The following is an 11743-nucleotide window of genomic DNA, read 5'->3' on the forward strand; positions in this document are numbered from 1 at the left end:
GCCGGTGCGGCCTTCGCGATCAACTGTCTCGTCGAGCAGAAGGTGGATGCGCGCATGCGTCGCACTGCCTGGCGTCCTTCGGCGCGCGGCGAGATCACGAGCATGCAGATCCTGATCTTCTCCGCCGTGATCGGCGGTATCGGCATGTGGGTGCTCTACACGTTCACCAACGCGCTCACCATGTGGCTCACGTTCGCGACCTTCATTGGCTACGCGATCATCTACACGCTGCTGCTCAAGCCCGCCACGCCGCAGAACATCGTGATCGGCGGCGCCTCGGGCGCCATGCCGCCGGCGCTCGGCTGGGCGGCCGTCACGGGCCACGTGCCCGGCGACGCCTGGATTCTCGTGCTCATCATCTTCGTGTGGACGCCGCCGCACTTCTGGTCGCTCGCGCTCTACCGCCGCAAGGACTACGAAAACGCCGGCCTGCCGATGCTGCCCAACACGCACGGCGAAAAGTACACGCGTCTGCACATCCTGCTCTACACCGTGATCCTGTTCGCGGTCACGCTGATGCCGTACATCTCGGGCATGAGCGGCGTGCTCTATCTGGCTGCGGCCGTGCTGCTCGGTGCGGTGTTCCTCGCCTATGCGTGGAAGATCTACCTCGAGTACTCCGACGCGCTCGCACGCAAGACCTTCCGCTATTCGATCGTCTACCTCTCGTTGCTGTTCGTGGCGCTGCTCGTCGATCACTACGTGCATGCGCTTATCGGGGCGTAACGACATGGTCCGCTCAACGTTTGCGCGCGTGGCGCGTGCCACGCGTGTCTCGCTGCGCGTTCTGCTGATCGGTCTCGCCGCCGCGGGCGCGCTCGGCGGCATGCTGGCACTGGTTGGCTGCGGCCAGCAGCCGCCGTCGTTCACGAATCTCGACATCACCGGCAACACGCAGTTCGGCAAGGACTTCGCGCTGCCCGACACCAGTGGCAAGACACGCACGCTCGCCGACTTCAACGGCAAGGTGGTCGTGCTCTTCTTCGGCTATACACATTGCCCCGACGTTTGCCCGACCACCATGGCCGAGCTTTCGCAGGCGCTCCAGCAACTGGGGCCCGATGCCGCGAAGCGCGTTCAGGTGCTGTTCGTTTCCGTCGATCCCGAGCGAGACACGGCGCAGGTCCTGAGCCAGTACGTGGCCGCGTTCAATCCGACCTTCGTTGCGCTGCGTCCCGCCAACGAAGAGCAGCTCAAGCAGGTGACGAAGGACTTCCGCGTCTACTACGCGAAGGTGCCCGGCAATACGCCTGACAGCTACACGATGGACCACACCGCCGCGAGCTACGTCTTCGACACGACCGGCAAGCTGCGCCTCTTCGCGCGCGACGGGCAGGGCGTCACGCCCTGGCTGCACGACCTGAAGATCCTGCTCGGCGCGAACCCCGGCTAACGCGGGCGTTCGCTGCGGTGCGCCAGTTGGGGCGCCGCGCCGGCATACCAGTATGCGAATTCTTTATTTCCCGCAGCTGGCGCCATATGAGAGCATTTATATCGCCCGGTAGACGGCACACAATACCGTCGGGCCGGGGAAACAACGGAACCACGCAGGAACATCTTGTACATGCAGCGCAGAAATCTGATTAAAGCCCTCCTCGCCGGCATTGCCGCCACCACGCTCGCAGCCAGCTTCGGCGCCCGCGCCGACGACCAGGTCATCAAGGTCGGCACCGTTTCCGGTCCGGACGCGCAGGTCTGGGCCGTCGTCCAGAAGGTCGCGAAGCGCGAAGGCCTGAACGTGAAGGTCATCGAATTCAACGATTACGTGCAACCGAACGCCGCGCTCGACGCCGGCGAACTCGACGCGAACAGCTTCCAGACCGGGCCGTATCTCGACAGCCAGATCAAGCAGCGCGGCTATAAGCTCGTGAACGCTGGTCTCACGTACATCTCGCCGATCGGCGTGTACTCGAAGAAGCTCAAGTCGCTGAACGATCTGCCGCAAGGTGCGAAGGTCGCGGTGCCGAACGATCCGTCGAACGAGAACCGCGCGCTGCTGCTTTTGCAGAACAAGGGCGTGATCAAGCTGCGCCCGGGCGTGGGCGCCAACGGCAACAACGCGACGCCGCTCGACGTGGCCGAGAACCCGAAGAAGGTGAAGCTCGTCGAACTGGATGCTGCGCAGCTGCCGCGCGCGCTTGGCGACGTGGACGCTGCCGTGATCAACACGAACTACGCGCTGGCCGCCGGCCTGCAGCCGACCAAGGACGCGATCGCGCTCGAGGACATCCACAGCCCGTACGCGAACCTGATCGCCGTGCGCACCCAGGACAAGGACAAGCCGTGGGTGAAGAAGCTGGTTGCCGCTTATCAGTCGGAAGATGTGCGCCAGTTCATCAAGAACGAATTCAAGGGTTCGATGGTTCCGTCGTTCTGATCGACCGAATCACAGCGAGCGCCCGATCGGCGCGCGTAATCCGGGCAGTACGCAAGAACGCCGTGGCGAAAGCCGCGGCGTTTTTTTATGCCCATTCACTGCCCGTTGCGTTTGTCCGAAGGGGCTTGTGCCGGATTCACTCAAAATGGAGCACGCGCTGGTTCTATGGTGGTATCGCGCTGGGCTGGTCCAGATAGCCCGAATCTGCTCGAATTGAGCCCAATGAAGAGCCCAGATGGACCCCTTCCAGGGTAAATCCTGATCCCGCGAGCACGTCGCGCTGGGCCTTATGATGTCGTGCAATCGATTGAATTTAAACGATATTTTTCATCTTGCTCGATCGGATCGCTATCTGTTGACTGGTATTATTGTGGTTATATAATGGGCTCGCTTTCGCACCGGATCCACTGTCCTCTCATTCGGATGTCCGGCCGTCTCACGATCTCTCCAACCGCTGGCGCAAAGTCCATGGAAACCCGTTGGTCTGCCCTGACGCCCGATGCGCGCAATGTGACGCCGCTCTATTTGCAGCTCGCGCGCAACCTTGCCACGGCCATTCACTGTGGCGTATGGTCGGCCGGCGAGGCATTGCCCTCGGAGCGCACGCTTTCGGACGCCATCGGCGTATCGCGTATCACGGCGCGCAAGGCGATCGAACTGCTCGTCGAGCAAGGTCTGATCCGGCGCGCACGCGGTGCGGGCAGCTTCATCACGCCGCGCGTCGAGGATCCGCTCTCGCGCCTCACCGGCTTCACGAAGAAGATGGAGCAGCGCGGCTTCACGCCCGATTCGGTGTGGCTCGAGCGCGAGGTGCGCCCCGCGCGGCGCGAGGAGATCGTGCAGCTCGGGCTTTCGCCAGGCGCCTCGGTCGCGAGCCTGCGCCGGCTGCGCCGCGCCGACGGCATCGTGATGGCCGTCGAGCATTCGGCGTTGCCCGTTTCGATCGTGCCGGACCCGCAGGCCATCGACGGCTCGCTCTATACGTATCTCGAGCAGCGCCGCGTGCCCGTGGTGCGCGCCTTGCAACACTTTCGCGCCGTCAACGCCACGGGCGAGATCGCCACGCTGATGGGCGTCGAGCCGCGCGCGGCGCTGCTCGTCATCACGCGCGTGGGCTTTTCCGCCGATCAGCGTGCGATCGAGCTGACCGACACCTATTGCCGCGACGGCTATTACGACTTCGTTGCGGAGTTGCGCCAATGAGCGCCGCCGCTGTCTCTCTCATGCACGTCACCGAAACGTCCTACCGCGCCTGGATGCGCCTTATCGGAAGAATCTCATGCTGAGCGGAAACATACTCACCCCTAATGGCTGGATTTACGGCTCACTGTCCTTCGAGAACGGACGCATCACCGCGATCACAGGCGAGGCCGCCGATCCGGCGAAGAACGACGCGCCCTACATCCTGCCGGGCTTCATCGATCTGCATGTGCACGGCGGCGGCGGGGCCGACGTGATGGAAGCGGGCGACGCGATCGAAACCATCGCGCGTACGCACGCCCGTTACGGCACCACGAGCCTGCTCGCCACGACCATGACCGCGCCGCGCAACGAGTTGATGAGCGTCGTCGCGGGCCTGGGCGATGTGGCGCGCAATCGCACGCAGGGCGGTGCGCGCGTGCTCGGCGTGCACCTCGAAGGCCCGTACATCAACCCGGGCAAGCTCGGTGCGCAGCCCGACGCGGCCGTCTCCGCCGTGCTCGACGAAGTGCTCAAGTACCTCTCGATCGCGCCCATCCGCGTCGTGACTGTGGCGCCCGAGATCGCGGGCCATATCGAGATCATCGGCGAGATGGCGGCGCGCGGCGTGCGCGTGCAGCTTGGCCATTCGCTCGCGACCTACGACGACGCCGTGGCCGCGCTCAAGCACGGCGCCTGTGGTTTCACGCACCTCTTCAACGCGATGTCGCCGCTGCATCATCGCAATCCGGGCGTAGTTGGCGCGGCGCTCGCGCATGCCGAGTACGCGGAGATCATTCCCGACCTGCTGCACGTGCATCCGGGCGCGATCCGCGCCGCGTTGCGCGCCATTCCGCGTCTCTATGTGGTGACCGACAGCACCTCGGCCACCGGCATGCCCGACGGCGAATACCGCCTCGGCAGCCAGCGCGTGACGAAGTGCCTCGGCGGCGTGCGCCTCGCCGACGGCACGCTCGCGGGCAGCACCCTCACCATGGACCAGGCGTTGCGCAATCTCGTCTCGATCGGCCTGCCGATCGCGGACGTGTCCGCGCGCCTGTCGCGCTACGCCGCCGACTATCTCGGCATCGAAGACCGTGGCCGCCTCGTGCGCGGCGCATGGGCCGATGTCAACGTGTTCGACCGCGAGCTGGCGCTCACCGCGACCTATGTCGAAGGAGAATCGATTGTCGAATATGCTTAAGGAAGCGCTGGCCTCGTCCAGCGTCGTCGCCGCGCAACTCGCGGACACTTCGCGCGTCGAGGCGCTCGCCCGCGCGCTCGAGGCCGAGCCGCGCCATGTCGCGCTCACCGTCGCGCGCGGCAGCTCGGACCACGCGGCGAGCTACTTCGCCGCGCTCACCATGAGCCGCATCGGCGTGCCGGTGGCCTCGATTCCCATGTCGATCGCCACGCTGCAACAGGCGCCCTTACGTGTGCGCGGCCAGTTTGCCCTTGCTTTTTCCCAATCGGGTAGGAGTCCTGATCTCGTCGCGACGATCAAGGCGCTGCGCGAAGCGGGCGCGTTGACGGCGGCGATGGTCAATGTCGCGGGCTCGCCGCTCGCCGCCGCCGCCGGCGCCGAACTGCCGCTCCTCGCCGGTCCCGAGATCAGCGTGGCGGCCACCAAGAGCTATATCGCGATGCTCGCCATGTCGGCGCAGCTCGTCGGCTTCTGGCAGCGCGACGCTGCGTTCCTCGACGCCGTGCGCGCACTGCCCGCCGCGCTCAATCGCGCGGGCGCGCTCGACTGGTCGAAGGCCGTGGACGAGTTGCGCGAGGTCACGCAGATGATCGTGATCGGCCGTGGGCCGGGCCTCGCCGTCGCGCAGGAGGCGGCGCTCAAGCTCAAGGAAACCTCGGGCATCCAGGCCGAGGCGTTTTCGAGCGCCGAAGTGCGGCACGGTCCGATGGAGCTGATCGATCGCGACTACCCGCTGCTCGTGTTCGCGCCGCGCGGGCCGGAGCAGGCGGGCCTGATCGAGTTCGCGCGCGACATGCAAAAGCGCGGCGCGCGCGTGCTGCTCGCCGCTCCCGCGGACGTGCCCGGTGCGACGCTGCCGCTCGAAGCGACTGCCGACCCGGCGCTCGATCCGATCGCAGCCATTCTTTCGTTTTACGTAATGGCGGCGAGCCTCGCCGCTGCGCGCGGCCGCAATCCCGACGAGCCGCGCTACCTGAACAAAGTCACTGAAACCCACTAGATTGGAAAGCTGATGGAACGCATCGAGGAGTCTCGCCTGATGGATCCGTTAAATCGCGCCGAGGGCCATATCGTGCTGGTTGCGCCGCTCACCGGGCCGGTCGTGCCGCTCGCGTCAGTGCCCGATCCGGTGTTCTCGGAAGGGTTGTTCGGCGACGGCATCGGCATCGATCCGCTCGTCGGTCAGCTCGTCGCGCCGTGCGACGGCATCGTCATGCATCTGGCGCGCACCGGCCACGCAGTCACGCTGCAGACGGCGGAAGGCGCACAGGTGCTCGTGCATATCGGCATCGACACGGTCGAGCTGAGCGGCAAGGGTTTTACGCCAAAGGTCGCGCAGGGCGCGCAGGTGCGCCGCGGCGAAGCGCTGATCGAGTTCGATCTCGACGTGGTGGCGTGCAATGCCCCGAGTCTCGTCTCGGTCGTGGCGATCGCGAACTCGGACGCGTTCGAAGTGATCGAGCGCGCGGGCGCAGGTCACGTCGAAGCGGGCGTGACTTCGCTGCTCGTGCTGCGCGCGCGTGATGGTGGGGCGATTGCCGTTGCCACCACCGAGGTGGTCGCGAACGAAGCGCGCCGCAGCATCAAGCTCACGCATGCAGGCGGCCTCCATGCGCGGCCTGCCGCGCGGGCGCGGGAGGCCGTGCGCGGCATCGAGGCTCGCGTCGAGGTTCGCTTTGGCGAGCGCAAGGCCGCCATCGAGAGCGTCGTGGGGCTGCTCGCTCTCGGCGCGGGCGAGGGGGCGACCATCGAACTCGTCGGCATCGGCAAGGAGGCGCAGCGCGCCGTGGACGCCGTTGCGGACGAACTCCTGCGTGAAGCGCCCGGCGAGGGCGGCGAAGCGCCGGCGCGGCAGCAGTCGCCCGCGCCCGTGATGCAAGCCGCTACGGCCAGCATCGTGCCGTCCGACGAGCCCGGCGTGCTCGCGGGTGTGTGCGCGGCGCCCGGCGTCGCGGTCGGCAAGCTGGTGCGCTGGGACGAAGCCGAGCTCACGCCTCCCGAGCTTGCGAGCGGCACCTCGGCGGCCGAGAGCCGTCTGCTCGACAAGGCCATCGCCGTCGTGGACGCCGAACTGAACCAGAGCGTGCGCACGGCTTCGCAGCGTGGAGCGATCGGCGAGGCGGGCATCTTCACGATGCACCGCGTGCTGCTCGAAGACCCCACGTTCGTCGACGCCGCGCGCGATGCGATCAGCCTCGGCAAGAGCGCGGGCTATGCCTGGCGCGAGGCCATCCGCGCGCAGATCGCGGTGCTTGGCAAGGTGGACGACCCGCTGCTCGCGGAGCGCGCCGCCGACCTGCGCGACCTCGAAAAGCGTGTGTTGCGCGCGCTCGGGCTTTCGAACACGGCGTCGCGCACGCTGCCCGAAGAAGCGGTGCTGGCCGCCGACGAATTCACGCCGTCCGATCTCGCGACGCTCGATCGCACACGCGTGACGGCGCTCGTGATGGCGCGCGGCGGCGCGACCTCGCACGCTGCGATCATCGCGCGCCAGGCCGGCATTCCCGCGCTCGTCGCGCTCGGCGACGCGCTGCATACGGTGCCCGAAGGCACCGAGGTCGTCATCGATGCGAGCGCAGGCCGCTTCGCCTGGCAGCCGAGCGCGCTCGACGTCGAACGTGCGCGCGGCGAGAAAGCGCGCCTTGCGGGCGTGCGCGAAGCGAACCGCCGCACCTCGCACGAGGCCGCGGCCACGCGTGACGGCCACGCCGTCGAAGTCGCGGCGAACATCGCGACGCTGGAGGATGCCGTGACGGCGGTCGAAAACGGCGCGGACGCCGTGGGCCTGCTGCGCACGGAACTGCTGTTCATCCACCGCCAGGCCGCGCCGACGGTGGAGGAGCATCGTCAGAGCTACCAGGCGATTACGGATGCGCTCGCAGGCCGCACCGCGATCATCCGCACGCTCGACGTGGGCGCCGACAAGGAAGTCGACTATTTGACACTTCCGCCCGAGCCGAACCCGGCGCTGGGCCTGCGCGGCATTCGCCTCGCGCAGGTGCGTCCCGATCTGCTCGACGACCAGCTGCGCGGCCTCGTTGCCGTGCAGCCGGCGGGCAAGGTGCGCATCCTGCTGCCGATGGTCACCGACGTGGGCGAGCTCGTGCGTCTGCGCGAGCGCATCGATACGCTTGCACGCGAGGCAGGCCGCACTGAGCCGATCGAGGTGGGCGTAATGATCGAGGTGCCTTCGGCGGCGCTGCTCGCGGACCAGCTTGCGCGTCATGCCGATTTCCTCTCGATCGGCACCAACGATCTCACGCAGTACACGCTCGCGATGGACCGCTGCCAGCCCGATCTCGCAGCCCAAGCCGACGGGCTGCACCCGGCCGTGCTGCGCCTCGTCGCCGCGACGGTGCAGGGCGCGGACAAGCACGGCAAGTGGGTGGGCGTGTGCGGCGCGCTGGCGGGCGATCCGCTGGCGGTGCCGCTGCTGGTCGGCCTTGGCGTGACCGAGCTTTCCGTCGATCCGGTTTCCGTCCCGTCGATCAAGGCGCGCGTGCGCAAGCTCGACTACGCCGCATGTCGTCAACGCGCACAGGCGGCGCTCGCGCTCGAGTCGGCGCAAGCCGTGCGCGCGGCGAGTCGCGAAAGCTGGCCGCTCGATTGATGGCCCGGTTGAAGGGCTGGTTGAAGGGCTGGTTCAAAACACCATAAGCAATCCTCAAGAGTACATGTCGGCGCGCAGCGATCGCGCGCCGGCCTCTCTCACCAACGCACTACGTCACGCAAGAGACAAGGACTGGAGGCAGTTCGATGGATGGCAATCCGTTTCTCAAGATTCAAAGCCTCGGCCGCGCGCTGATGCTCCCGATCGCAGTGCTGCCGGTCGCCGGCATCCTGCTTCGTTTCGGCCAGGCCGATATGCTCAACATCAAGATCATCGCCGACGCGGGCGGCGCGATCTTCGATAACCTGCCGCTCTTGTTTGCGATCGGCATCGCGGTAGGGTTCGCGAAGGAAAACAACGGCGTGGCCGCGCTCGCCGGCGCGCTCGGCTATCTGGTGCAGACCGCCGTGATGAAGGACATCAACGACAAGCTCAACATGGGCGTGCTGTCGGGGGTGGTGGCCGGTGTCGTCGCGGGCATGCTGTACAACCGCTACAAGGACATCAAGCTGCCCGAGTTCCTTGCGTTCTTCGGCGGCAAGCGCTTCGTGCCCATCGTCACCGGGCTCGCGTGCCTCGTGCTTGGCGTGGTGTTCGGCTATGCGTGGGGACCCGTGCAGGCCGTGATCGACAGCGCCGGCCACTGGCTCACCACGGCAGGCGCGATCGGCACCTTCGTCTATGGCTTGCTCAACCGCTTGCTGCTCGTCACGGGGCTGCACCACATCCTCAACTCGCTCGTGTGGTTCGTGTTCGGCTCGTTCACGCCGCCAGGCGGCGGCGCGGCCGTGAGTGGCGACCTGCACCGCTTCTTCGCGGGCGACCCCACGGCGGGCAGCTTCATGGCCGGCTTTTTCCCGGTGATGATGTTCGGCTTGCCGGCGGCCTGCCTCGCCATGCTGCACGAGGCGCCGAAGGAGCGCCGCGCGATGGTGGGCGGCCTGCTGCTCTCAATGGCGCTCACCTCGTTCCTCACGGGCGTGACCGAGCCGATCGAGTTCACGTTCATGTTCCTCGCGCCGGTGCTCTACGGGATTCACGCGGTGCTCACGGGGCTGTCGCTGGCGATCTGCTCGTTGCTCGGCATCAAGCTCGGCTTCACGTTCTCGGCGGGCTTCATCGACTACGTGCTGAACTTCGGGCTCTCGACGCACGGCTGGGAAGCGATTCCGCTCGGCGTGGCCTACGCGGTCGTGTACTACGTGCTGTTCCGCTTCTTCATTCGCCGCTTCAATCTGCCCACGCCGGGCCGTGAAGCCTCGGCCGGCGACACCGCGATCGCTTCGTCGATGCCGGGCGTGGCGCAACCGGCTACTGCGCTCTCGCGCGCGGCGCGCTATATCGATGCGCTCGGCGGTGCGGCCAACCTGAAGGTGGTCGATGCCTGCACGACGCGTCTGCGTCTCACCGTAGCCGATCCGGCGCATGTCTCGGAGCCCGCGCTGAAGGCGATCGGCGCGCGCGGCGTGCTCAAGCGCGGCGGCGAAAGCGTGCAGGTCATCATCGGACCGGAAGCGGACATCATCGCCGATGAGATCCGCACCGAAATCGCGCGCGGCGGTACGGCGGGCGCGGCTGGGGCTGCGGCTGCTGCGGGTTCGGCACCGGCGGCACCGGCGGCACAAACCGCGGCTCAGCCTGTTCAGGCGGCCGGGACCGCGAGCACGGAGGCCGCGCCGCATGCGGGCCCGCTCGATCCGAATCCGTCGCGCTGGCTGGCCGTGCTCGGCGGCGCGTCCAACATCGTGTCGCTCGATGCGGTGGCGGCCACGCGTCTGCGCGTGGTCGTGCGTGACCAGGCGGCGGTCGATCGCGAGAAGCTCGGCGCGCTCGACGTGGCCTGGGTCTCGGCGGATACGCTGCACATCGTCGTAGGCGAAGCCGCGGCGCGTTATGCCCGCGAGCTGGCGCTCCAGCCCGCCTGACCGGCTTTTCCGGGCCAATGAAAAACGCCGCGGCACATGCCGCGGCGTTTTTCGTTTTGGGGCCGCCGAGGCGTGCCTGGATGCTTAGTAAAGCGTATGTTCGTTTTCCTTGATCGCGCTGGAAGTGATTTTGCCGCGCATGACGCGATAGACCCATGCGGTGTAGGCGAGCACGATCGGCAGGAAGATGATGACGGCGATCAGCATGATCTGAAGCGTCATCTTGCTGGAGGTCGCGTCCCAGACAGTGAGGCTCGAACGCGGGTCGAGCGACGAGGGCATGATGAACGGGAACATCGAGAAGCCCGCCGTGAGAATCACGCCGACGATCTGCAGCGACGTGCTCAGGAACGCGAGCCGCTCGAAGCGCGAAGTCGCGAGCACGACCGCGAGCGCGCCGCCGAGCAGGCCCGCGGCGGGCGCGAGCGCGGTCCAGGGATAGAGCCCGTAGTTAGTGAGCCAGAGGCTTGGCCCCGCTTCGACGCTCTTCAGGAGCGGGTTGGCCACGGTGTCGAGGGGCGCGGGGGACGTGATCGTATAGCCGCCGATCAGCGTTGCCACCAGCGCACCCGAGATCAGGAAGAAGACGATGGTGAGACCCGCGAAGAGCCGCAACGCCTTCGACGCGCGTTCGGCGACGATGCCTTCGGTCTTCGTCTTCACGAACGCCGCGCCGTGCGCGCTGAGCATGGAAACGCTCACGAGCCCGCAGAGCAGCGCGAACGGATTGAGGAGTGCAAAGAAACTGCCGTGATACGTCACGCGCAGATCCGAATCGTACGAGAACGGCACGCCCTGGAGCAGGTTGCCGAACGCCACGCCGAACACGAGCGCGGGCACGCAACCGCCGAGGAAAAGGCCCCAGTCCCAGCCCTGGCGCCATCTCACGTTCACGCGCTTGCCGCGATAGTCGAAGCCCACGGGCCGGAAGAACAGCGAGAACAGCACGAGCAGCATCGCGAAATAGAAGCCCGAGAACGACGCCGCATAGGCGAGCGGCCAGGCAGCGAACATCGCGCCACCCGCCGTGATGAACCAGACCTGGTTGCCTTCCCACGTGGCGCCCACCGTGTTGATGACGATGCGGCGCTCTTCATCGGTCTTGGCGATGAAGGGCAGCAGGATGGCCGCGCCCATGTCGAAGCCGTCGGTGATGGCAAAGCCGATCAGCAGCACGCCGATCAGCACCCACCAGATCACCTTGAGAGTTGCGTAGTCCATGGCGTGTTTCCTTATGACGCTTGCGCGCGTATCACGCGACGTTGCCGCCGCGCGTCACCGCGGCCGCATCCTGCTCGTGGAAGTAACGTCCGGTATGCAGCGACGAAGGACCGAGGCGCGCGTACTTGAACATCAGCGCGATCTCGATGATGAAGAGCAGCGTGTAGAAGACCACGAAGCCCGCGATGCTCACGATGACGTCGCTGGGCGCGAGGCTCGAAGCGGAA

9 protein-coding genes and 1 pseudogene are annotated in these 11743 nt (G+C 66.7%); 8 read left to right on the plus strand and 2 right to left on the minus strand.

Annotated elements, in window-relative coordinates:
* The 8 genes from cyoE to nagE all read left to right on the plus strand — a co-directional run.
* Positions 1–726, plus strand: a 726-nt coding sequence (cyoE, locus tag VMJ11_RS24345; protein ID WP_325622570.1) for a heme o synthase, incomplete at its 5' end; no start/stop codon positions are given.
* A 4-nt stretch (positions 727–730) separates the two neighbouring features.
* Positions 731–1393 (plus strand): SCO family protein, encoded by a 663-nt coding sequence (locus tag VMJ11_RS24350; RefSeq protein ID WP_325622572.1) that lies wholly within the window; start codon positions 731–733, stop codon positions 1391–1393.
* Between the two features lie 171 nt (positions 1394–1564).
* Positions 1565–2377 carry a MetQ/NlpA family ABC transporter substrate-binding protein gene (locus VMJ11_RS24355; protein WP_325622574.1) on the plus strand — a complete coding sequence of 271 codons (813 nt, stop codon included), beginning with the start codon at positions 1565–1567 and terminating at the stop codon, positions 2375–2377.
* Between the two features lie 468 nt (positions 2378–2845).
* Positions 2846–3580 carry a GntR family transcriptional regulator gene (locus VMJ11_RS24360; RefSeq protein WP_325622576.1) on the plus strand — a complete coding sequence of 245 codons (735 nt, stop codon included), beginning with the start codon at positions 2846–2848 and terminating at the stop codon, positions 3578–3580.
* Positions 3581–3656: 76 nt separating this feature from the next.
* Entirely contained in the window at positions 3657–4760 is a 1104-nt protein-coding gene (nagA, locus tag VMJ11_RS24365; RefSeq protein ID WP_325622578.1) for an N-acetylglucosamine-6-phosphate deacetylase, read from the plus strand.
* Complete coding sequence (locus VMJ11_RS24370) at positions 4753–5760, plus strand: SIS domain-containing protein (RefSeq protein WP_325622586.1); 1008 nt, start codon at positions 4753–4755, stop codon at positions 5758–5760. The genes nagA and VMJ11_RS24370 overlap by 8 nt, the downstream gene beginning before the upstream one ends.
* A gap of 12 nt (positions 5761–5772) precedes the next feature.
* Positions 5773–8370 carry a phosphoenolpyruvate--protein phosphotransferase gene (gene ptsP / locus VMJ11_RS24375; protein WP_325622580.1) on the plus strand — a complete coding sequence of 866 codons (2598 nt, stop codon included), beginning with the start codon at positions 5773–5775 and terminating at the stop codon, positions 8368–8370.
* Between the two features lie 146 nt (positions 8371–8516).
* Entirely contained in the window at positions 8517–10295 is a 1779-nt protein-coding gene (gene nagE, locus VMJ11_RS24380; protein WP_325622582.1) for an N-acetylglucosamine-specific PTS transporter subunit IIBC, read from the plus strand.
* Between the two features lie 84 nt (positions 10296–10379).
* On the opposite strand, the gene cydB is transcribed toward nagE, so the two are convergent.
* A complete protein-coding gene (cydB, locus tag VMJ11_RS24385) occupies positions 10380–11516 on the minus strand; it encodes a cytochrome d ubiquinol oxidase subunit II (RefSeq protein ID WP_325622584.1) in 1137 nt (378 codons plus the stop codon).
* Positions 11517–11547: 31 nt separating this feature from the next.
* Positions 11548–11743, minus strand: a pseudogene (locus VMJ11_RS24390) (cytochrome bd-I ubiquinol oxidase subunit CydA); the annotation flags it as partial.

The sequence above is a fragment of the Paraburkholderia sp. genome (assembly GCF_035501035.1).
GTDB lineage: Bacteria > Pseudomonadota > Gammaproteobacteria > Burkholderiales > Burkholderiaceae > Paraburkholderia.